Annotated in this window: 19 protein-coding genes; 4 read left to right on the top strand and 15 right to left on the bottom strand. The window is 73.1% G+C overall.

The annotated features are described in order from the left end of the window. The first annotated feature begins 16 nt into the window (after positions 1-16). Together cysW and CTJ15_RS13495 are read left to right on the top strand one after the other, a co-directional pair. The gene (gene cysW, locus CTJ15_RS13500; protein WP_058389201.1) at positions 17-820 is read left to right on the top strand and encodes a sulfate ABC transporter permease subunit CysW; all 804 of its coding nucleotides are present in this window, start codon (positions 17-19) and stop codon (positions 818-820) included. 88 nt (positions 821-908) lie between these two features. Beyond that, positions 909-1,958 (top strand): sulfate/molybdate ABC transporter ATP-binding protein, encoded by a 1,050-nt coding sequence (locus CTJ15_RS13495; RefSeq protein ID WP_058389200.1) that lies wholly within the window; start codon positions 909-911, stop codon positions 1,956-1,958. Between the two features lie 148 nt (positions 1,959-2,106). Here the strand turns inward: CTJ15_RS13495 and CTJ15_RS13490 are convergent, their stop codons facing one another. The 4 genes from CTJ15_RS13490 to CTJ15_RS13475 form a co-directional block, all read right to left on the bottom strand. Further along, on the bottom strand, positions 2,107-2,430 hold the full coding sequence (locus CTJ15_RS13490; protein ID WP_058389199.1) for a chaperone modulator CbpM: 324 nt from the start codon (positions 2,428-2,430) through the stop codon (positions 2,107-2,109). Next, positions 2,427-3,425: a DnaJ C-terminal domain-containing protein gene (locus CTJ15_RS13485; protein WP_037250210.1), complete on the bottom strand. Its 999-nt coding sequence runs from the start codon at positions 3,423-3,425 to the stop codon at positions 2,427-2,429. The genes CTJ15_RS13490 and CTJ15_RS13485 overlap by 4 nt, the downstream gene beginning before the upstream one ends. 123 nt (positions 3,426-3,548) lie before the next feature. Further along, entirely contained in the window at positions 3,549-4,670 is a 1,122-nt protein-coding gene (locus tag CTJ15_RS13480; RefSeq protein WP_058389198.1) for an anhydro-N-acetylmuramic acid kinase, read from the bottom strand. Between the two features lie 46 nt (positions 4,671-4,716). Next, complete coding sequence (locus CTJ15_RS13475; protein WP_058389197.1) at positions 4,717-5,526, bottom strand: hypothetical protein; 810 nt, start codon at positions 5,524-5,526, stop codon at positions 4,717-4,719. A 384-nt stretch (positions 5,527-5,910) separates the two neighbouring features. Between CTJ15_RS13475 and CTJ15_RS13470 the strand changes: the two genes are divergently transcribed. Together CTJ15_RS13470 and CTJ15_RS13465 are read left to right on the top strand one after the other, a co-directional pair. Continuing rightward, positions 5,911-7,875 carry a DEAD/DEAH box helicase gene (locus CTJ15_RS13470; RefSeq protein ID WP_019461632.1) on the top strand — a complete coding sequence of 655 codons (1,965 nt, stop codon included), beginning with the start codon at positions 5,911-5,913 and terminating at the stop codon, positions 7,873-7,875. Positions 7,876-8,062: 187 nt separating this feature from the next. Then, on the top strand, positions 8,063-8,791 hold the full coding sequence (locus CTJ15_RS13465) for a hypothetical protein (protein WP_226946131.1): 729 nt from the start codon (positions 8,063-8,065) through the stop codon (positions 8,789-8,791). 33 nt (positions 8,792-8,824) lie between these two features. On the opposite strand, the gene CTJ15_RS13460 is transcribed toward CTJ15_RS13465, so the two are convergent. The 11 genes from CTJ15_RS13460 to CTJ15_RS13410 all read right to left on the bottom strand — a co-directional run bounded on the left by CTJ15_RS13460 (position 8,825) and on the right by CTJ15_RS13410 (position 22,013). Next, the gene (locus CTJ15_RS13460) at positions 8,825-10,093 is read right to left on the bottom strand and encodes an aldehyde dehydrogenase family protein (RefSeq protein ID WP_058389915.1); all 1,269 of its coding nucleotides are present in this window, start codon (positions 10,091-10,093) and stop codon (positions 8,825-8,827) included. Positions 10,094-10,383: 290 nt separating this feature from the next. Further along, entirely contained in the window at positions 10,384-11,511 is a 1,128-nt protein-coding gene (locus CTJ15_RS13455; protein WP_075821958.1) for a glycosyltransferase, read from the bottom strand. Beyond that, positions 11,508-12,308 carry a lysophospholipid acyltransferase family protein gene (locus CTJ15_RS13450; protein ID WP_079253389.1) on the bottom strand — a complete coding sequence of 267 codons (801 nt, stop codon included), beginning with the start codon at positions 12,306-12,308 and terminating at the stop codon, positions 11,508-11,510. The genes CTJ15_RS13455 and CTJ15_RS13450 overlap by 4 nt, the downstream gene beginning before the upstream one ends. Before the next feature lie 5 nt (positions 12,309-12,313). After that, positions 12,314-13,897: an NAD(P)/FAD-dependent oxidoreductase gene (locus CTJ15_RS13445; RefSeq protein ID WP_058389780.1), complete on the bottom strand. Its 1,584-nt coding sequence runs from the start codon at positions 13,895-13,897 to the stop codon at positions 12,314-12,316. 14 nt (positions 13,898-13,911) lie between these two features. After that, complete coding sequence (gene crtI / locus CTJ15_RS13440) at positions 13,912-15,492, bottom strand: phytoene desaturase family protein (protein ID WP_037250205.1); 1,581 nt, start codon at positions 15,490-15,492, stop codon at positions 13,912-13,914. An 86-nt stretch (positions 15,493-15,578) separates the two neighbouring features. Continuing rightward, positions 15,579-16,820, bottom strand: coding sequence for an FAD-dependent oxidoreductase (locus tag CTJ15_RS13435; RefSeq protein WP_058389779.1), 1,242 nt, complete (start codon positions 16,818-16,820; stop codon positions 15,579-15,581). 147 nt (positions 16,821-16,967) lie between these two features. Continuing rightward, positions 16,968-17,093 (bottom strand): DUF2474 family protein, encoded by a 126-nt coding sequence (locus CTJ15_RS13430; protein WP_019461624.1) that lies wholly within the window; start codon positions 17,091-17,093, stop codon positions 16,968-16,970. Between the two features lie 13 nt (positions 17,094-17,106). Next, a complete protein-coding gene (gene cydB, locus CTJ15_RS13425; RefSeq protein WP_058389778.1) occupies positions 17,107-18,141 on the bottom strand; it encodes a cytochrome d ubiquinol oxidase subunit II in 1,035 nt (344 codons plus the stop codon). Positions 18,142-18,147: 6 nt separating this feature from the next. Beyond that, on the bottom strand, positions 18,148-19,611 hold the full coding sequence (locus CTJ15_RS13420) for a cytochrome ubiquinol oxidase subunit I (RefSeq protein WP_019461622.1): 1,464 nt from the start codon (positions 19,609-19,611) through the stop codon (positions 18,148-18,150). A 91-nt stretch (positions 19,612-19,702) separates the two neighbouring features. Further along, positions 19,703-20,293 (bottom strand): GbsR/MarR family transcriptional regulator, encoded by a 591-nt coding sequence (locus CTJ15_RS13415; RefSeq protein WP_019461621.1) that lies wholly within the window; start codon positions 20,291-20,293, stop codon positions 19,703-19,705. A gap of 328 nt (positions 20,294-20,621) precedes the next feature. Continuing rightward, on the bottom strand, positions 20,622-22,013 hold the full coding sequence (locus tag CTJ15_RS13410) for a GntP family permease (protein ID WP_058389872.1): 1,392 nt from the start codon (positions 22,011-22,013) through the stop codon (positions 20,622-20,624). Between the last annotated feature and the right edge of the window lie 134 nt (positions 22,014-22,147).

The following is a 22,147-nucleotide window of genomic DNA, read 5'->3' as shown; positions in this document are numbered from 1 at the left end:
GGAGGACCCGCGGCCGATGCGGGCCGTGCTGCTGCTGCTGGCGGTGCTCGCACTGGCCCTGTTCCTCGTCCTGCCGACCGTGGCCGTCTTCGCCGAGGCCAGCCGGCGCGGCTGGCCGCCGGTCGCCGAGGCGCTGTCCGACCCGGACACGATCGCGGCGATGCGGCTCACCCTGCTGGTGGCCGCGATCGCCGTGCCGGTGAACACGCTGGGCGGGGTGGCGGCGTCCTGGTGCATCGCCAAGTTCGACTTCCCGGGCAAGCGCCTGCTCACCACGCTGATCGAGCTGCCCTTTTCCGTCTCGCCGGTGATCTCGGGCCTGGTCTGGGTGCTGCTCTTCGGCGCCCAGGGCTGGTTCGGCCCCTGGCTGCAGGCGCACGACATCCAGATCATCTTCGCCCTGCCGGGGCTGGTGCTGGCCACGGTCTTCGTCACCTTCCCCTTCGTGGCCCGCACCCTGATCCCGCTGATGCAGGAACAGGGGCGGGAGGCGGAGGAGACCGCCGCCACGCTGGGGGCCAGCGGCTGGCAGAGCTTCTGGCGCGTCACGCTGCCGGAGGTGAAATGGGCGCTGCTGGCCGGCATCCTGCTCTGCAACGCCCGCGCCATGGGGGAATTCGGCGCCGTCGCCGTGGTGTCGGGTCATATCCGGGGGGAGACCAACACCCTGCCGCTGCATGTCGAGATCCTCTACAACGAGTACCAGTTCGTCGGCGCCTTCGCCGTGGCGGCGCTGCTGGCCTCGCTGGCCCTCGTCACCCTCTGCGCCAAGCTGCTGCTGGAGCGCCTTTCCGGCCGCAGGACCCTGCTGGAGCATTGAATGTGGCGATGACCCCGGGCGTGCCGACCGCCATGCCCCTCCCATGCCGCCGTGCCGGCCCGCCACTGTCCGGAAAGGCGTTGCGGGGATGAGCGTCGAGATCTCGGGCATCTCCCGCCGCTTCCAGGCCGGGCCGTCGGCGCTCGATTCGGTGGATCTCGCCATCGGCGACGGCGAGTTCGTGGCCCTGCTGGGCCCCTCCGGCTCCGGCAAGACCACGCTGCTGCGAATCCTCGCCGGGCTGGACTTCCCGGATGCCGGGCAGGTGCGGATCGACGGCCGGGACGTCGCCGCGCTGCCGGCGCGGCTGCGCGGCATCGGCTTCGTGCCGCAGAACTATGCCCTGTTCCGGCACATGAGCGTCTTCGAGAATGTCGCCTTCGGGCTGCGCGTCCGCCCGCGCGCCACCCGGCCTTCCGAGGCCGGGATTGGCGAGCGCGTGCGGCGCCTGCTCTCCCTGGTGCAGATCGCCGAGCTGGAGCGCCGCTATCCCGACCAGATTTCCGGCGGGCAGCGGCAGCGCGTGGCCCTGGCCCGGGCGCTGGCGATCGAGCCCGCGCTGCTGCTGCTGGACGAGCCCTTCTCGGCGCTGGATGCGCAGGTGCGCAAAAGCCTGCGCGGCTGGCTGCGGGAGCTGCACGAGCGGCTGGGTCTGACCAGCGTCTTCGTCACGCACGACCAGGAGGAGGCGATGGAGATCGCCGACCGGGTGGCGGTGCTGCGCGCCGGACGGATCGAGCAGTTCGACACGCCGGGCGCCATCCTGGCCCGCCCCGCCAGCGCCTTCGTGGCGGGCTTCCTGGGCGAGGCGAACCGGCTCGGCTGCGAGGTCCGGGGCGGACAGGCGCATTTCGCGCCGCTGCCCCTGCCGCCGGTCGCGGTCGCGCTGCCGGACGGCCCGGCCCTGGCCTTCCTGCGCGCCCATGACCTCGTCGCGCGTCTGGGGGAAGGTCCCTGGGTGGTGCGCCAGGCGCGGCAGGACCCGCGCGGACTGCGCCTCCAGGTCTCGGCGGGCGGGGATGGGCCGGTGCTCGACGTCACGCCCGAGCCGGACTGGCGCGAGGCACGGCGGGGGGATGCCTGCACGCTTCGCCTGCTCTCGGCGGCCGTCTTTCCCCGTGGGGCGGCGAAGGGCTGAAGGCGGGCGGCGTTTCCTGGCGTCGCACCTTGTCGGTCACGGGGGAGAGGCGCCGCCTCTCGCCCCGGAACCCCCTCTCCGCCGGGGACATGGTATGTCCCCGGACCCCGCCTTTCCCCTGGCCACGGCGCAACCCCGGACGCGGTTCTCAGCGGCCTCCCAGCCGGCCCAGGATGTCGCGGACGCGGTCCTCGGGGCCGGCGGCGTCCAGCATCTCGCAGAGCCGGCGCATGTGGCGGCGGCTGGCGTGAAGCTGGTCGAGCAGCGAAAGCACCACGGGCATCGCCGTTTCCCCGACCTCCATCTCGTCGCGCAGTTCCAGGATCAGGCGCAGCCGGGCGATGTCGATCTCCTCGAACAGGGTCTCGCCGCCACGCCGGGCCGGGCGCACCCAATCCTGCGCGACCCAGCTCCACAGCGTCGGCTCGTCCAGGCCATGGACGCGCTGCAGGACGGTGGTGACGGTGATCATGCCTGCCTCCTTATCTCCTGGCGGGCCTCGTCGCCGCTCCTGTCCTTCGCCCAGTCGCGCAGGAACTCCTCGACCCGGTCGTCCACCGGCCCGAGCACGATCCGCAGCGTGGCGTAGAGGTCTCCGGCGGGCTGGCCGCCGTGCTCGGCCACGCCGCGCCCGCGCAGCCGCAGGCGGGTGCCAGCGTCGGAGCGTGGCGGCACGGTGAGCGTCACCTCGCCGCGCGGCGTCGGCACCGCGATCCGGCCGCCCAGGATCGCCTCGGCGAAGGTGACGGGGACATCCATCTCCAGGTCGCGGCCCTGGCGCCGGTAGAGCGGGTGGGGATGCACCGCGATCTCGATCAGGGCGTCGCCGTCGGGGCCGCCGTCGCGCCCGGGCCGGCCCTTGCCGCGCAGACGCAGCACTTGGCCGTCCTCCAGCCCCGGCGGGATGCGGACATCGAGCGTGCCGCCTTCCGGCAGGGTCAGGCGCTGGGTCGCGCCATTCACCACGTCGAGGAAGGGGACCTCCAGGTGGTAGCGGCTGTCCTGGCCCTTGCGCGGGCGGGAGGAGCCGGCGGATTCGCCGCCCCGCTGGCGGAAGAACTGGCCGAAGATGTCGCCCAGGTCCTCCGGGTCGATCTGTCCCTCGAAGCCGCCATGCTCGAACCCGCCGCCGTAGCCGGTGGCGCCATGGGCCTCCGCACCGGCGCCGGGACCGGCGCGGTAGCGTCCGGCGCCGGGGGCGTCGGCATAGTCGCGCCAGTACTGGCGTGGCGGGACCTCCTGGCCAGTGGCGTCGATCTCGCCCCGGTCGAAGCGGGCCCGCTTCTCCGGATCGGAGAGCAGGTCGTGGGCAGCATTGGCCGCCTTGAAGCGTTCCTCCGCCACCTTGTCGCCGGGGTTGAGGTCGGGGTGGTGCTTCTTGGCGATGGCGCGGAAGGCCTTGCGGATCTCGTCCGGGCTGGCCTGCCGGCTGACGCCGAGCGTGCTGTAGGGATCGTCTTGGGCCATGGCGACCATGGTAACGCCGGGTCCGGCCGGAAGTCTCCCCACAGCCGCATGCAGGGCGGGCATGCGGGGCCTCCGCGGCCCGGAGGGGCGGGCGCCCCCTGTCCGGCATCGGCGCCGGCGGGTTCAGCCGGGCAGGGGGCGCCCGGGCACGGGGTGGTGCCGCCCGCCCGGCATCGGCGCCGGAACCCCGGTGGTGGAGGGCAGGCTGAGTGGCAGGCCGCGCAGCGAGCGCAGCGCCAGGAAGCCGAAGCACTGCGCCTCCAGGAAGTCGCCGTTCCAGCCGACCGCCTCCACCGCCTCGACCGGCACGCCGAGGCGCTGGCGCAGCCCGTCCATCAGCACGGCATTATGCCGCCCGCCCCCGGCGACCAGCCAGCGCCGCGGCGGGCGGGGCAGGTGGCGCAGGGCGGCGGCCTGGGCCTCCACCGTGCAGGCGGCCAGGGTGGCAGCGCCGTCGGCGTCGGACAGGCCCGCCACCCAGTCCAGCGTGGCGGCGAAGGCGTTGCGGTCCAGGGATTTGGGCACGGGACGGCCGAAGAAGGGGTTCCCCAGGAAGCGCGCCACGATCCCCGCATCGGCTCGGCCGCTGCGTGCCAGCCGCCCGCCCTCGTCGAAGCTGCGGCCGGTGCGGCGGAACAGGAAGTCGTCCAGCATGGCATTGGCCGGGCCGGTGTCGAAGGCGATCACCGTCTCGCCATCCAGGTAGGTCACGTTGCCGACCCCGCCCAGGTTCAGCACGGCGAGCGGCCCCGCCTCCCCCAGCCCCGCCACGAGGGCGCGGTGGTAGAGCGGCACCAGCGGCGCCCCCTGGCCGCCCGCCGCGACATCGGCGTCGCGGAAGCGGTCCACCACCGGCAGGCCCAGGCGCGCGGCGGCGGCATCGCCGAAGACGAGCTGGCGGGTGAAGCGCGCCTCCGGCCGGTGCAGCACGGTCTGGCCGTGCAGGCCGACCACGGCGACCTCCTCGCGCGGCAGGCCGGTCTCGGCCAGGAAACGCTCCACCGCCGCCGCATGGGCCCCGGTGACCGCCTGTTCCAGCGCCGCGAGCGGGTCGCGCAGCACCCGCTCCGGCTGCGCCGCCAGGCTCAGCAGGGCGGCGCGCAGGCCGGGCTCATAGGGATAGGTACGGCCCTCGCCCGGCTCCACCAGCGATTCGCCGTCGCTGCGGAGGGCGGCGACATCGATCCCGTCCACCGAGGTGCCGCTGATGACCCCGATGGCGGTGGCGGCGGGATGGCGGGGCATGGGCGCACTCCGGAGGCTGGGATCGCGGGGTCTGGATGGCGAGCTTCTAGGGGATCTCGCCGAGGAGCTCGGTATAGCGGGCTGCCGAGCGGGCGACGATCGCGTCGCCCTCCGCCCGCACGTCCTGCCCCTGGAAGGCGCCGTGGATGCGCCCGAAGGACCAGGGCGCAAGCCGGCTCGCGACGCGCCGTACCTCCGCAGCCGGCAGGGGCATCATGTTGGGATAGCTCCACATGAAGGAGACGCGCCGGGCGCCGGGCGCCATCTGCACGATGTCGCCGGCGAGCAGGACGCCCGTGCCGTCCGCCGCGCCGGTCCAGTGCAGCACCGTCCCGCCGGGAAAATGGCCCCCGGCCCGGATCAGGGTCGCCGTCGGGGCGATTTCCAGCGTCCCGCCTTCCCAGAGCCGGATATGGGGGGAGGGGCGCATGATCCAGTCGCGGTCCGCCGCGTGCAGGTGGATGGGCGCCTCGAAGGCGGCGGCCCAGTCCTGCATGGCCGTGTAGTAGTGCGGGTGGGAGATCGCGATGGCGCCCAGTCCGCCCAGGCCGTGGATCAGCGCCTCGGTCGCGGGGTCGAGCAGGGCGACGCAGTCCCACAGCACGTTCCCGGCGGGGGTGGCGAGCAGGAAGGCGCGCTGGTTGATGGCGAAGGCCGGCACGGTCTGCAGGCTGAACAGGCCGGGCTCGTGGCGGTGCCAGGCGTTGCGGTGGGTCCGGGCCAACTCGTCCCGCGCGGTCCAGGCCTGGCCCTCCGCCGGGACGAACTGCCGCTCGTCCTGGCAGACCGGGCAGTTCTCCGGTGGCGTGGGGGCAGGCGGATAGGAGGTGCCGCAGGCTTTGCACAGGAAGATCATCCGCGGTTCGCTCCCTTTCCAGGCTGTCCCTGGCAGGCCGGTGCGGCACCGGGATGAGGCGACCGGCCCGGGCGGTGCGCCGTGGACCCGCCTTCCCGCCCCTGGTCCGTGCCGGAAAGGCTAGCGCCGCGTTCCGGCGCGGGAAAGTCTGGTCGCGCAAGGGCAGGGTGGCCCGCGGGGGTGTCCCGCCGGGAGGCTGGCGGGATGAGGAAAGGTTCCGCCCTGCTGTGCGGCTGCGGCAAATAATCCCCGGCATTCACAGAGAATCCACAGGGAATCGGTGGACATGTGGATTTCTTCCTGCATGTTCATGGAATGTCTCAGGAACTTCCCGCAGACGCATGACGGAACGCAGGATGGCCAGCGCATGATCGCGGGGCGCTGATGCTGCCGGCCCGACCGCTGCGCGATCACCAGCGGCGCATCCTGGCCATCGCCCGGGCCATCGCCGGCGGGGCGGAGGCGCGGGACCTGCTGGCCGCCGTGACGCCGGGTGGCGGCAAGTCGCTGCTGCCGGTGCTGATGGCGCATGAGCTGATCGAGGCCGGGATCGTCGAGCGCGTCTGCTGGGTGGTGCCGCGCGACAGCCTGCGCCTCCAGGCCGAGGAAGCCTTCGCCGACCCGCTCTGGCGGCAGGCGCTGGGGCACCGCGTTTCCGTACGGGCGGCCGAGAACGCACCGGACCCCTGCCGGGGGCTGCAGGGCTATGTGACCACCTACCAGGGCGTGGCGGCGGCCCCGGACCTGCATCTGGCGGAGTTCCAGCGGCACCGGACGTTGCTGGTGGTGGACGAGGTGCACCACCTGCCGGCCCTGGCCGAGCTGGACCCGGGCGGGCGGGCGCGGGGAGAGGGCGAGACGGTGGACGAGGCCGCCGCCTGGTCCGCCGCGCTGCTGCCGCTGCTGGAATGCGCGCGGGTGCGGCTGCTACTGTCGGGCACGCTGGAACGGGCGGATGGGCGGCGCATCCTGTGGCTGCCCTACCGGCGCGGGGCGAAGGCGGCGACGCACGAGGTCGATCTCGACGCGCCGGGCTGGGCGGTGGTCGGCTATTCCCGCGCCCAGGCCCTGGCCGAGCGCGCCGTGCTGCCGGTGACCTTCGGCGCGCTGGACGGGGAGGCCTCCTGGCTCGACGCCGCCGGGCCGGACGGGGCACGGGCCACGGTCGGGCCGCACCGCCTGTCCGTCAGCGTGCCGGGCGAGACGACGCGGCCCGCGCTGTTCACCGCGCTGCGCACCGGCTTCTCGGAAACCCTGCTGCGCCATGCCTTCGACGCGACGCGCGACCTGCGCGCGAAGCGGCGCCGTGGCCGGGGACTGGTGGCGGGGGAGGGCGCGCGCGGCCTCGGCAAGCTGCTGGTGGTGGCGCCGGACCAGAGCTGCGCGCGGCTCTATCTCGACATGCTGCGGCGCTGGGTGCCGGCGCGGCAGGCGGAGAACCTGCGCCTCGCCACCTCCGACGAGCGCGACGCGCACGAGACCCTGGCGGCCTTCCGCCTGCGGCCAGAGCCCTCGATCCTGGTGACGGTGGCCATGGCCTATGAGGGGCTGGACGCGCCCGAGGTCGCGGTCGTGGCGGCGCTGACGCATATCCGCTCCCGCCCCTGGCTGGAGCAGATGGTGGCCCGCGCCACGCGGGTCGATCACCAGGCCGGGCCCTATGAGGAGCAGCAGGCGCTGGTCTTCCACCCGGACGACCCGTTCTTCGGCCAGTTCCGCTGGCGCATGGAGGAGGAGCAGGGCACCCGCGCCCGCGCGGCCAAGCCGCCGCGCCAGGGCGTGCTGCCGCTCTGGCTGAAGGAGATGCGGGAGGATGCGCGGGAGCGGGAAGGCATCGTGCCGCTGGAAAGCAACGCGCTGGCGCTGCGGCTGTCCACCCTGCGCCCGGGGCCGGACCTGGCGCAGCGGCGCCCCGAATTCAGCGAGCCGCAGCAGGAGCTGTTCGAGGCGCCCTCGGTCGCCGAGCGGCGGCTGCGGGCGCGGGTCGGCGAGCTTGTGGCGGCGCAGGTGGTGGAGGACGAGGGCGCGCTGCACGCGCCACGCGGCCAGGGCACCTACCACGCCTACAACGCCGCGCTGAAGCGCGTGCTGGGCAACAAGGGGCGGGCGGAGATGACCCTGCCGGAGCTGGAGGCGGCGGTTTCCTGGCTGGAGCGGAACCGGCTGTCCGACCATCTCCATCTGCTGGCGGGCGACCACCGCTACGACTGGGCGGCGCGGCAGCGACAGGACTGGCGCCCGCCGGTCGGGCGCCCGGCCACGCGGCGCCCGGTGCGTGAGGCGGCAAGGGGGGAGCCAGGGCGGGAGGACGCGGCGCCCGCGCGGCAGACCGGCCGCAAACAGGCTTGAGGCACGGCGCCGCTGGCTTTACCTCGGCCCCCGGAAACCCCCGGCGAGGCCGGGGCGGTGTCGCGGCCCGGCCGGTGCGGGCCGTTTCCGGCCCCCCCGGCCCCGGCGTGTCGCGGGGTGGCGGAGGCCGGTGCGCGATCACGATGGACCGACGGATGCCATGGGCCTTCCTGCCGGAATGCTGACGATGCGGCGGCTCACGTCCCGGGCGGCCCTGCCGCTCGCCCTCCTCCTGGCAGGGTGCAGTGCCGACTACACGCCCGACACCTATGCCACGCGGGCCGTGCAGCAGGCGAACAAGGTGGAGCAGGGCACCATCGCCGGGGTGCGCCCGATCGGCATACGCGCCGATGGCACGACGGGGGCGACGGCGGGCGCCGCGGCGGGCGGCATCGCCGGCTCGACGGTGGGGCAGGGCAGCACGGCCGGGGCCTTCGGCGCGATCGGCGGCGGGCTGATCGGCGGGCTGCTCGGCTCGGCGGCGGAGCGCGCAGCCGGGGATACCGACGGCTATGAGTACATCGTCCGCAAGGCGAACGGGGACCTGCTTTCCGTCACCCAGGTGGACAAGGTGCCGCTGGCCCTCGGGCAGAAGGTGCTGGTGATCACCGGCAGCCAGGCGCGGGTGGTGCCGGACTACACGGTGGCCGAGCAGCCCGGAGGCACGGCCGCGGCCCGGCACGCGGCGCCGGGGCAGCAGCCGGCGGCCTCGGCGTCGGCGGGGACAGCGGGCGGCACCGCCGCGCCGGGAAGCGCCCCGGCCGGCACGCCCGCTCCGCCCCCCGCGCCGGTGGAGACCGCGCCCCTGTCGCCTCCGGCGACGCCCGGTCCAACCGGCGGCGCCGAAACCCCGGCCGCCACCGCCGCACCCGGCTCCCGCTCGCTCTTTCCCGGCTTTCCGACGCTGGGGATCTGAGACCCCGGCCTTCCGGACGCGCGCCGGGGCCGCTCAGCGCAGGAGGCGGCGGGCCAGCTTCCGCGCGAAATCGCCGCGCGGCGGATCGAGCAGGCGGGCCAGGGCGAAAGGCCCGTGGCGCACCCGGGCGCGCCAGTCGCTGAATTCTGCGAAGCCGGCGACGCCATGATAGCGCCCATGGCCGGACCCCCCCACGCCGCCGAAGGGAAGGTTGGGGAAGCCCACATGGTCCAGCGCCCGGCCGCAGGCGATGGCCCCGGCGCGGCTTTCCGCTGCGATCCGCGCTTCCTCGCCCCGGCTGGCACCAAAGAGGGACAAGGCCAGCGGTGCCGGGCGGGCGCGCAGCCAGCCGAGCGCCGCGTCCAGGTCCGCACATTGCACCACGCCAAGCACGGGGCCGAAGCGTTCCTCGCCCGAATCGCCGCCGAGGCGCAGCGGCGGCCCCGCCGGTCCTTCCGCCAGGGCCTCGCTGCCGGACGACAGGCGCGCCTGTCGTGCCGCCTGCCAGGGCGCGACCCGGCTTTCCGGAACGATGCCGGTGGCCCGGGCAGCCCCGGCGAAGGCATCACGGGAATGGCCCACCAGCAGCACCGTGTCGGGGGCCACGCAGGTCTGTCCGGCATTCAGCGCCTTGGCGGCCAGGATGGCGCGGGCGGCACGGTCCAGCCTCGCCCCCGGCAGGACCAGGGCGGCGCATTGCCCGCCGAGCTCCAGGGTCAGCGGCGTGAGGTTCGGCGCCGCGGCCCCGGCCACCTTGCGCCCGGTTTCCGTGCCGCCGGTGAAGACCAGGTGGTCCCAGGGCTGCGCCGCGAAATCCGCCGCAACCGTGGCATCGCCCTGCACCACCCGGGCGATGCCGGGGCCCCAGGCGCGGGCGACGATCTCCTCCAGCAGCGCGGCGCAGCGGGGCGTGTGCTCGCTGGGCTTGATGGCCACGCGGTTGCCCGCCGCCACGGCCTCCAGCGCCGGCCAGAGGGCGAGCTGGATCGGGTAGTTCCAGGGCGCCATCACCCCGACCACCCCCTTGGGCACGGGCTCCGTCCAGGCCAGGCAGGGCTGGAAGGGCAGGGGGGCCAGCACCGGGCGGGGCCGCGCCCACCAGCGCAGCCAGCGCCGTGCCCGCCGCGCCGCCTGCACCGTCACCAGCACGTCGCCCAGCAGCGTGTCCTCCGCCGCGCGCCCGCCGAAATCGGCATCCGCCGCCGCCACGATCGCCTCCGACCGCCGCGCCAGCTCCGCCGCCAGCGCCGCCAGCAGCCTGCGCCGCTCCGCGATCCGTGGTGCCGGCCCGGCGGCCCGCAACGCCGCCAGCACCGCGGCGGGGGAGGCTTCGGGGGATCGGGCCTGGGAACCGGGAGGCTCTGCTTCCCGGACCCTTTGCTGAAGGAGGGGCCGCTCAGGGGGATAGTATCCCCCCGAGATCCCGTCATGAGCGCCCCGCGAGGAGGGGGATGGTTCCGCCGTTGCACCGTCTGGCGACCGGTGTCCTGCCCCTCCTCCTCGCGGAGCGCCCATAGGACCCCCAGGGACTAACGTCCCTGGGCGGGTGGGGTCCGGGGAGGGCAGAGCCCTTCCCGGAGCACCCGGTCCGATCACTCGAACGCCCCGCCGCCGGCGGAGTAGGCGCGGCCTTTCCAGGCGGCGCGGTGGCCGAGGGCGGAGCGGACCAGGGCGGTCCACTGGATCGCCAGGGCGACCAGCACGGTGGCGGGGTGGAGGGGGATGGTCCAGGAGGGCTCGCGGGACAGCCAGGTGATCAGGCCGCGCAGGGCATAGCCCAGCAGCAGCGCCAGCGCGGCCAGCGGGGCGGGCAGCAGCAGCCAGGGCAGGACATGGCCGCCGAAGAGCACGACCGTCCAGACCGGCAGGCCGAGTGGCGTCGCCATGCCTTCGCGGGCGTTCTTGAGGAAGCCGTTCCAGCTTTCGCGGAAGCCCCGGTACATGCGGCAGGTGGCGAGATGCGCGCCGGCCACCACCTCCGTCCGGTGGCCGGCGGCGCGCAGGCGGCGGGCGAGGGCCAGGCCATCATGCAACACGCCATGCAGCGCGGCATGGCCGCCGCTGGCGCGATAGGCGCCGGCTTCCACCAGGATCAGCTGCCCGCAGGCGGCGGCCAGGGCCGGGTGGCGGGTGAAGGCGCGCCCGGCGCCGGGCAGGTAGCCCAGCATCAGCAGGTTGATCGCCGGCACCGTCAGTGCCTCGCCCAGCGTGCCGATCTCCTGTCGGGGCACGCCGCTCGCCAGGGCCAGCCGGTGCCGGCGCGCATGGGCGGCCAGGGCGGCCGCCGCCTGGGGGGCGAGGCGCACATCGGCATCGATGAAGAGCAGGTGCCCGCCGCGTGCCGCTTCCGCCAACCGGGCGCAGGCATGGACCTTGCCGGTCCAGCCGGGCGGCAGGGGCGGGGCGCTCAGCAGGCGGAGACGCGGATCATGCGCCGCCAGCGCCTCCACGATGGCGGCGGTGCCGTCGCGGGAGCCGTCATCCATCACCAGCACCTCCACCTCGATGCCGGTGGAGGCCAGGGCGGCTTCGGCGCAGGCGGCGATATGGGCGGCCTCGTCGCGGGCGGGGATGAGGATCGAGACCAGGTCGCCCGCCAGTGCCCCGCCACGGTCCGGCGCCTTCGGGCGCGGCAGCAGGATGGCGTTGAGCAGGGCCATGCCCACCGGGAAAAGCACCAGGGCCAGCGCCACGATCTGCAGGACGAAGGACAGGCTCATCGGGCGTGCCGGGCGTCGAAGCCCTGCCCGCCGGCCAGGGCGCGCAGGCGGCGCCACAGGTCATAGGCGCCGCCCATCCCTTCCCGCCCTTGCAGCAGGGTGGCGAAGCGGTCCGCGTCGCGTGACATGGCATCCGCGGCCAGCCGGTCCATGGTGGCGGTCAGCGCCGCGCGCAGCTGCTCCGCGCGCTTGTCGCGCGTCAGCGCCGCCAGCTCGGTGCCGGGAATGGGTGGGCCGAAACCGGCCAGCATCTCGGGCTTGCGCTCCGTCCAGAAGGGGTATTCCAGCGCCAGCGGCAGGAAGCGCGCGGCGGGGGCGAGTTCCGGCAGGCGCAGCAGGCCCGGCACAAGGCCCACAGGCCGTTCCCGCACATCCTGGAAGCGGCCGGGCGCGTTGATCCACAAGGCATGGTCCGGCACGGCCAGCACCCGCCGCGCGGTGCGCAGAAAGGCCGCCGCGCCGCGCGGCGTGCCGCCTTCCACGCCGAAGACGCCCAGCCGCCGCATGAAGCGGTAGCGGGACAGGGCCTCCGCCTCCATCGGGATGAAGGTGCGCTGCCGGGGGAGCAGCACGGTGGAGAGCAGCATGAAGGCCACGCCGTCCCACCAGGAGGGATGGTTGGCGAAGACCACCAGCGGCGTGCCGGGCGGGCCGGGATCGGGCTGCCCCCAGCGGGCGAGGCGCAGCGCCCGCATGTGGCGGCGGCCGAAGCGCGTGAAGGCCCGGCGGAAGAAGCCGTGCCAGCGCGCGTCGTAGAGCGCAAGCGGGTCTTCCGTCGTGCCGGTGGCGTCTGGCATGGCGGCTACTCGGCCGCCTGCGGCATGTCGGCCTGCCGCAGCCCGGCCCGTTCCGCCGCGGCGCCCATGCCGCGCCCGCCGAGGTCGCGGTCCAGCGCATCCGCCGCGATCCAGCCGGACATCATCACCATCGGCATGCCGGGCCCCGGATGCGCCGCGCCGCCGGCGAGATAGAGCCCTTTCACGCTGCGCGAGCGATTGCCCGGCTTGAAGGCGCCGAGGAAGGTGCCGTGCGAGGCGAGGCCGTAGATGGCGCCGTTCAGCACCTTGTAGCGGTCGTGGATGTCCTGCGGCGTCAGGGCGCGCTCCACCACGATGCGCTCCTCGATATCCTCCAGCCCGGCGCTGCGCTTCAGCTTGTCGAGGATGGTCTGCCGGTAGGCGGGCAGCATCCGCGGCCAGTCGTGGTGCGGGCGCAGATAGGGGGTGTGGACAAGGACGTAGAGCGCCTCGCCGCCTTCCGGCGCCACGGAGGGATCGCTGGCGGAGGGCGCGGCGAGATAGGCGGTCGGGTCCGGGGCAGGCTCGCCCTTGCGGTAGATGCTGTCGAACTCCTCCTCCGCATCGCCGGAGAAGACGAAGTCGTGGTGGGCAAGGTGCTCGTAGCGCTTCCTCAGGCCCAGGTAGAGCACCACGCCGGAACAGGCGGGCTCGAAGCCCTTGCGGGCGTATTTCCGGCCGGTCTCGCCGCCCACCAGCTCCTTGTAGGTGCGGATGGCATCCATGTTGGAGATCACCGCGTCGCAGGCGATCCGCTCGCCGCCCGCGACCACGCCTTTCACGGCTCCGTCCTGGATATCGAAGCCGGTGACCTCCACGCCCGGGCGCAGATCGGCGCCGAGGTCGCCCGCCAGCTTCGCCAGCCCCTCCGCCACGGCGCGCGTGCCGCCGACGGGATACCAGACGCCCTCGCTCGCCTGCATGTCGCCGATCGAGCAGAGCACCGCCGGCGCCTTGTAGGGATTCGAGCCGACATACTGGCAGTAGTGGTCCAGCATCTGCGCCAGGCGCTCGTCCGGCACATGGTTGCGGATGACCTTCGCGACGTTCTGGCCCATGCGCAGGCTCAGCACGTCCTTCATCGTGCCGGGCTGCATGTTGCTCTTCCAGTCGATCGTGTCGAAGAGGTCCTCGACCGGCTTCCAGAAGAAGAACTTCTCCGACACGCCGTGCAGGTGGCGCGCCAGCTTCTGGAACTTCTCGTAGCCGGGGCCGAGGTTGCGGCCCGGCGCGAAATCCTCCATGGCGCGGGCCATGGCGGGCACGTCCTCGCGCAGGTCGATGCGCGTGCCGTCCGCGAAGAAGCAGCGCCATTGCGGATCGAGGCGGATCAGCGGCAGGTCGCGCGCCTGGTCGCGCCCGGCCTCGGCGAAGATCCGGCGCAGCACGCGCGGCACGGTCAGGATGGTTGGCCCCATGTCGAAGCGGAAGCGGCCGGAGCCGTCCGGCGCCTCCAGGTCGAGCACCGCCGCCTTGCCGCCGAGCCAGGGGTTCTTGTCGAAGAGCGTCACCTCGTGCCCGCGCGCCTGCGCCACCGCCGCCGCCGCGAGGCCGCCCAGGCCGGAGCCGATCACCACCACCCGTGCCATCGTTCCCCTCCCCCTCAGGCTTCCACCGCCGCGCCGGGCATCCGCGTATCCACGCCGTGCAGGCCCAGGTCGCGCAAACAGAGATCGGCGCTGATCCGCGCCCCTTCGTAGATCACCGGCAGGCCGGAGCCCGGATGCGTGCCGCCGCCGACGAGATAGACGCCCTGCACGTCATTGAAGCGGTTGCCGGGGCGGAAGGCCAGCATCTGCCGCAGGTCGTGCGCGAGGTTGAAGGTCGCGCCGAAGCCCACGGAGAACTCGTCCCGCCAGTCCTGCGGCGTCACCATGCGCTCGTACCGGATGCGCGGCCGCAGGTCGCCGATGCCGAGCTTGCGCACGCGGTCCAGGGCCAGCTCCCGGTAGTGGCGGGCCGCCTGCGCCCAGTCCAGGCCGCGGGCATTGCCCTCCCGCAGGTTGGGCACGGGGACAAGGAGGTAGAGCGCGCTGTGGCCGGGCGGGGCCATGCCGTCCTCCGTGGCGCCGGCATGTTGCAGGTAGACCGAAGGCGTCTGCGGCAACGTGCCCTCGCCGACCTCGCGCAGGTTCCGCTCGTAGTCCTCGGCCAGCAGGATGCTGTGGTGCGCGAGCTGAGGGAAACTCCCCTCCACGCCGAGATAGAGCATGAAGGTGGAGCAGGAGTACCGCGCCGCCTCGATCTTGCGGTCCGGCCAGCGTCGGCGGAGATGGTCGGGGATCAGGCGCGGCGCGGCATGGGCGAAATCCGCGTTCATCACCACCGCGTCGGCGTCGAAGCTGCGGCCGCCGCTGTCCACCCCGCGCGCGCGCCGGCCCTCGAAGCGGATGCGGTCCACCGGGCTGTCCAGGCGGATCTCCGCACCCAGGCGCTCCGCCACGCGCGCCATGGCCAGCGCCACCGCGCCGCAGCCGCCGCGTGGGTGGAAGACGCCGTGCTCGTATTCCAGGAAGCTCAGGATGGTGAAGAGGCTCGGGCAGCGATAGGGACTCATCCCGAGGTACTTGGTCTGGAAGGAGAAGGCGAGGCGCGTGCGCGGGTCGCGGAAGAAGCGCCGCATGTCCCCGTCCACCGATTTCGCCGGGCGCAAGTGCGGCAGGGCGCGCAGCAGGTCCGGCGCCATCATGTCCGTGGCGCGGGTGAAGGCGCGTTCCAGCACCGGGCGGAAGCTCTTCAGCTTGGCGCGGTTGTCGGCCAGGAAGCGGCCGAGGTTGCCCGCGTCGTGCGGGTCGAGCTTCGCGATCTCCGCCTCCATCCGCCCGAGGTCGGAGGTCGCGTCGAGCGTGACGCCGCCATCGCCCTGCTCGAACAGCAGCCGGTACTGCGGGTCGAGGCGCAGGAGCTCCACCTCCTCGCGCAGCTCGGCGCCGCAGTCGCGGAAGATCTCCTCCAGGATGCGCGGGTAGAGGAAGAAGGTCGGCCCCAGGTCGAAGCGGTAGCCGCCCGGGGCCTCCAGCCGCCGGTTGCGGCCGCCGACCACGCCGTCCTTCTCCAGGACGGTGACGCGCACACCCCGCGCGGCCAGGAGCATCGCGGCGGCAAGGCCGCCCGGCCCGGCCCCGATGACCACCGCCTGCGGGCGGTCGGACCGGATCGAGGGAGCATAGAGAGGAGCATTCATCGTGTGGTGCTGGATCCGGTCAGGCAGGGAACGGGTGGCGAACCGTCCATGTTCGTGCGAACCGCCGCGCCGCAAGACCCGCATCGTCACGGGGTGGGCCATGCTCCGGTTTTCGTGACCTGTTCCGGCGCCTTGTCCCCCGGGACGGGCGGCGGCAGGCGGCAGGAGGGGCCGCCATCCGGATCAGCCGCCGGGGGAAGCAGGTCCGGCGGGGGTTCGGCCTGCCCGGCGACCCAGGCGGCGAGGACAGGAAGGTGTTCCGGCGTGGCGGCCGCGGCGGCCAGGGCGTCGCCCAGGACCGGGCCGAACTTGAAGCCGTGGCCGGAGGTGCCGCAGAGCGCGAGGCAGCGCTCCCCCGGCCGGGCCAGGGCGATGCGTTCCTCCGGCGCGACCTCGTAGTAGCAGGCGCGGGCGCCCAGCACCCGGTAGCCCCCGGCATCGCGCAGGCGCGGCCGGGCGAGGGCGAGGATCTCCTCCGCCTCGGCCGGGCTGGCCTCGCGCGGGTCGTCGGGATCGCCGCGCAGCGAGAAGCGGTGGTCGCCGATCTTCAGCGGCGTGCCGGCCACCGGCGGCACGGCGTAGAAGCCGCCGCTGGGCGAGAGGTCCAGCACCATCGGCCCGGCCTCCCAGGCGGCGCGGTGGGTGGCGGGCGGTTCCAGGAAGACCACGATCTGGCGCGAGGGCGTGGCGCGCGGGGCCAGTTCCGGCAACAGCCTGGCGGTCCAGGGGCCGGCGGCCAGCACCAGCAGGTCGGCGCCCGCCACCGTGCCGTCCGCGAGCCGCGCCTGGCCCCGCGCGGGGTCCACGGCCTCCACCCGCGCCCGGCGCAGCGTGACGCCGGAGGCCTCCAGGTGGCGCGCGAGGCCCGCCACGATGCGTTCCGCCAGCAGCACGCCGCCGGTGGGCAGGAAGGCCACCTCGGCGAGTCCGGCCGGATCGAGCATGGGGAAGCGGGCGGTGAGGGTGGCGGGCGGGATCTCCTCCATCCGGTGGCCCGCCGGTCCCAGGGTGGCGCGGCTGGCGGCTAGCCAGCTGTCGCGCGCATCCGCCAGCATCAGCGTGCCGGTGGGGATGTAGGGCGTCTCGCCGATCGCGGCGAAGAGGCTGTCCCAGGCCCGGTGGGCGCGGTCCACCATGCGCATATAGACCCTCTCCGCCCCATAGGCGTGGCGGATCAGCCGGTGATGGTCCACCGAGGAGCCGCGCGGGTTGGGGCAGGTGTCCTGCTCCAGCACCTCCACCGCCCAGCCCGCCCGGCGCAGTGCCCGGGCGGAGCAGAGTCCCATGATGCCGCCGCCGACCACCAGCGCCTTTCCGATCCCCGCCATGCCACGCTGCTCCCCTGCCGGCCACGCCGCCCTGCCCGGCGCGAATCAGCGCCGGGGCGAGGAAGGCTGGACCAGGAGGGGATGAGGCGGAAGCCGCCCGCGCCGGTATCCGGGGCGGCGATCGTCCCGGACGGCGCGGGGCGGTGCTCAGGGATGCAACAGGCTGCGGAGCAGGAAGGCCACGGCGCCCACCGCCACGACGCCGCCGAGCCAGAGCAGCACGAACCAGCCGAGGCGACGCCAGCGGCTGCCCGGCGGCGTGGGGTCCCGCATGGCGCCGCGCCCGTCAGTGATAGCCGGCACCGGCCCGCACCTTGCCGCGGAACAGCCAGTACACATAGCCCGTGTAGCCCAGGATGATCGGCAGCAGCACCACGGCGCCGACCAGCAGGAAGATCTGCGAGGAGGCCGGGGCCGCCGCCTCCCAGATGGTGATCGAGGGCGGCACGATATGCGGGTACATGCTGATGCCGAAGCCGACATAGGTGATCAGGAAGATCCCCAGCGCCAGCACGAAGGGCTTCGCATCCGCCCAGAGCCCGTGCTGGTCCGCATCCCGCACCGCGCGGAAATACAGCCAGGCCAGCGCCAGCACGATCACCGGCACCGGGGCGGCGAGGACGATGTTCGGGAAGCTCAGCCAGCGCGCCGCGAAGGCGGGTTGGAGGAAGGGCATGGTGACCGACACCACGAGGATGAAGAACAGCAGCACCGCCATCATGCTGCCGGCCTGCCGCCGGGCGCGGTCATGCAGCGCGCCCTCGGTCTTCCACAGCAGCCAGCAGGCACCGAGCACCCCGTAGCCGGTGACGAGCGCCAGGCCGGTGAAGAGGGAGAAGGCGGTCAGCCAGTCCCACCAGCCGCCGGCATAGGCGTTGTTCGCGACCGGGATGCCCTGCACGAAGGCGCCCAGCGCGATGCCCTGGCAGAAGGCGGCGACGTAGGAGCCCCAGGAGAAGGCGCGGTCCCACCATTTCTGCTGCGTCTCGTTGGCGGCGCGGAAGCGCATCTCGAAGGAGACGCCCCGGAAGACCAAAGCCAGCAGCATCAGGATGACGGGCATGTAGAGCGCCGGAAGGATGATGGAGAAGGCGAGCGGGAAGGCCGGCATCAGCCCGACGCCGCCCAGCACCAGCCAGGTCTCGTTGCCGTCCCAGACCGGGGCGATGCTGTTCACCGCCACGTCCCGGTCCTCCTTGTCCGGCATGACCGGAAAGAGGATGCCGACGCCGAGGTCGAAGCCGTCGAGGCAGACATAGACGAAGACCGCGACGGCGATGAGGAAGGCCCAGATGAAGGCCAGGACATGGGGGTCGAGCATCGCGCCTCACTCCGCCGGCTGGGTCTGGGGACGCGGGTCCGGCCCGCGCCGGGCCGAAGGCGCCGGGGTGGTGCCCGCCGAGCGGATCGGCTTGTCGGTGGGCGGCCCTTCCTCATGCGCCTGCGGCGTCTGCGAGAAGAGGCGGAAGAGGAACCAGATGCCGGCGCCGAAGACGATGAAATAGACGATGGCGAAGGCCACCAGCGAGGTGGCCACGGCCGGTGCCCCGATCGGCGCGACGCTGTTCGCCGTGGTCAGGTGGCCATAGACGGTGAAGGGCTGGCGCCCGGCCTCGGTCACGATCCAGCCCGCCGTCACCGCCAGCAGCCCGGCCGGGCCCATGGCGATGGCGGCGCGCAGCAGCCAGGGCGTGTCGTAGAGCCGTCCGCGCAGGCGCAGCACGAGGCTGCTCAGCCCCAGCCCGATCATCAGCAGGCCGAGCGCCACCATGACGCGGAAGGCGAAGAAGACCAGCGGGATGTTGGTCGGCCAGTGGTCGCGCGGCAGGTCCTTCAGCCCGCGCACCTCGCCGGTCCAGCTATGGGTGAGGTAGAGGCTGGCGAGGTTCGGGATGCCGATCTGCAGCCGCGTGCGCTCCTCCTCGGCCGAGGGGATGCCGAAGAGGATGGCAGGGGCACCGCGCTCCGTCTCGAAATGCCCCTCCATGGCGGCGAGCTTGGCCGGCTGGTGGTGGAAGGTGTTGCCGCCATGCAGGTCGCCCAGCACCGCCTGGATGGGCGCCACGATGGTGAGCATCCACATCGCCATGGACAGCATCACCCGGGCGCGCGGATTGGGCTCCCGCGTGCCGAGCGTGTCGTTGCGCCGCTCCCGCAGCACGTGGAAGGCGCCGACCGCGCCGACGATCAGGGCGGTGGTGAGATAGGCGCCGGTGACGGTGTGGGCGAAGCGATAGGGGAAGGAGGGGTTGAAGATGATCGCCCACCAGTCCTCCGGATGGAAGCTGCCGTCGGGCGCGATGCTGAAGCCCTGCGGCGTCTGCATCCAGGAATTGGCGGACAGGATCCAGAAGGCGGAGAAGCAGGTGCCGATGGCGACGAGGCAGGTGGCGGTGAAGTGCAGCCCCTTGCCCACGCGTTCCAGCCCGAAGAGCATCACGCCGAGGAAGCCGGCCTCCAGGAAGAAGGCGGTCAGCACCTCGTAGCCGAGCAGCGGCCCCAGGATCGGCCCCGCCAGGCGCGAGAGCCCCGACCAGTTGGTGCCGAACTGGTAGGACATGACGATGCCCGAGACCACGCCCATGGCGAAGGCGATGGCGAAGATCTTCAGCCAGTAGCGGAAGGTGTCGAGATAGACGGCATCTCCCGTCCAGAGCCAGCGCGCCTCCAGCACCGCGAGATAGGAGGCGAGACCGATGGTGAAGGCGGGAAAGAGGAAGTGCCAGACCACCACGAAGGCGAACTGGAAGCGGGCGAGGTCCAGCGCGCTGGGCAGCAGGGACTCGATCATGGGCGGGGGCTCCACGGATTCGGGCTTCGCGCTTCGTCAGTTGAGCGCAGTTGGCGAAGGGAGATGGGTCACAAAAGCGGGGGCTTGCGCCTCAGCCCTCTTTTCCGGGAATGGCTTCCCCCGGCAGGCGCGGGCCGCGCGCGATGGAAACCAGCCGGTCCTTGGCATCCAGCAGCCGGGTCACGCGCGCGCCGAGCGACAGGAGCATGGCCAGGCGCTCCGTCTCCAGCGTCTTCACGTCGTCGTACCAGCGGCCGAGCTGCTCGATCAGCTCGTGCATCTCCGCCATCCGGTCCTGGGCGTGGCGCTCCGCCTCGCTGCCGGGCTGCTGCATCAGCAACTCCCGCAGCACGGACAGGGTTGGGTCCACCTCCCGCTTCTTCCGTTCCTCGGCCAGGGTGCGGAGGATCTGCCAGACATCGCCGGGGGTGGTGAAGAAGTCCCGCCGGTCGCCGGGCCGGTGCCGCAGCACCACGAGGTTCCAGGCCTGCAGTTCCTTCAGCCCCATGGAGGTGTTGGAGCGCGAGATCCCCAGGCCTTCCACGATCTGGTCGGCGCAGAGGGGCTCCTCCGACACATAGAGCAGGGCGTAGATCTGCCCCACCGTGCGGTTGATGCCCCAGCGGCTGCCCATCTCGCCGAAATGCAGCACGAAAGCCTGGGTGAGGGGGGGGAGGTCCATGGCGTCCGGTTATTTCAGTAATTTCTGAAGTTTCAATATGGACCGAAAACAAAGAAGGCAAGTCCCCTTTGCGCGAGGCCGGAGCTTCATGTTCTGCGCCCGGATGGATAGCATCGGGGCGGCCGGCATTGGTGCATGTGCGAATGGGCCGCGCTCGCCGTTTCCCGGCAGGCGGGATGGGGGAGGTAGCCGGAGTGCCGCGCAAGGGCGCGACGCGGCCCGCCGGACGCGGCCGGAACGCCCTCACGCCCGGCGGGCAACTCGTTTCCATCACCGAGCGCCCGATCTACATGGCCCCCTGAACCCGGGCTGGCTGCCCCCCGCGCCGTCAGCCCATCCAGCCCGCGGGGCCCCAGAGCAGGGCGGTCAGCACCAGCCCCGTCACGGACACGATGGTCTGCAGCACCGACCAGGCCCAGACCGTCTGGCCGAGGCGCAGGCCGAAGAACTCCCGGATCATCCAGAAGCCCGCATCGTTGACGTGGCAGAAGAAGACCGAGCCCGAGCCGATGGCGAGCACGAGGAGCGAAGTCTGCGCCGGGGTCAGGCCGAAGCCGCCGACCAGGGGCGCCATCAGCCCGGCCACCGCCGTGGTCGCCACGGTGGCGGAGCCGGTGGCCTGCCGCAGGCAGACGGCGATCAGCCAGGCGAGCAGCACCAGCGGCATGCCGGTGTCCTGCGCGATCTTGCCCAGGGTGCCGGTGATGCCGGCCTCCACCAGCACCTGTTTGAAGCCGCCGCCCGCGCCGATGGTCAGCAGCAGGATGGCGATGGGCGGCAGGGCGGCGCTCATCACCTTGCCCACCTCGGTCCGCGTGGCGCCGCGGGCCCAGCCCAGGGCGATGGCGGCGAAGACCACGCTGGCCGCCAGGGCCACGATGGGGGCGCCGACGGCCTCCAGCAGGGTCCGCGCCGCGCCGGGCGGCAGCGCCACCTGCGCCACGGTGCGGCAGAGCATCAGCGCGACCGGCAGCAGCAGCACCAGCAGCGACAGGGTGAAGGAGGGGCGGGAGCCCGGCGTGACCCAGGCCTCGCCATGCTGCTCCTCCTTCCTTTGCGTCGCGGCCTGCCCGGCCTCGCGCATCGAGGGGATGCGCACGATCACCTTGCTGTAGAGCGGCCCGGCCAGGGCCACCGCCGGCACCGCGATCAGCAGGCCGAAGCCCAGGGTCAGGCCGAGATCCGCATGGAGCTGCGCGATGCCGATCAGCGGCCCGGGATGCGGCGGCACCAGCGCGTGCAGCGTCGTCATGCCGGCAAGCGCGGGGATGGCGACCTGCATCACCGGCAGCTTCGTCTTCCGCGCCATGGCGAAGATGATCGGGATCATGATGACCAGCCCGACCTCGAAGAAGAGCGGCAGGCCGATCAGCATGGCCACCAGCGCCAGCAGCCAGGGCAGGCTGCGCGCCGTGGCATGCTGCAGCACGCCGTCCACGATGCGGTCGGCCGCGCCGCCCGCGGTCAGCAGCCCGCCCAGCATGGCGCCGAGGGCGATCACCACGCCGATATCGCCCAGCACGCCGCCCGCGCCATGCTCGAAGGCGGGGGTGAGCTTCTCGATCGGCAGGCCGGTGATGGCGGCGAAGACGCCGGCGCCCAGCATGATGGCGAGGAAGGCCGCGATCCGCCCCCAGGCGATCAGCAGCACGATCGCGCCCAGCGCGACGGCGGCGGCGATGAGAAGAAGCGTGTCGCCGCTGTTCCAGGCCGCTGTCATGGATATCTCTCCACCAGTCCGGATGGAGGCTCCCGCAGGGCGAAAACCGTGTCAAAGCAGGGCAGCCATGTGACCGCCCGCGAGACGATCCGGATGCGTGGCAAATCCTATGCCGGGGCGGGGGCACCCCCCGC

This window comes from Roseomonas sp. FDAARGOS_362 (assembly GCF_002754815.1).
Classification (GTDB): Bacteria; Pseudomonadota; Alphaproteobacteria; order Acetobacterales; family Acetobacteraceae; genus Roseomonas; species Roseomonas mucosa.
Note: the sequence above shows the minus strand (reverse complement) of the source record. Positions and strands in the feature narration are given on the sequence as shown.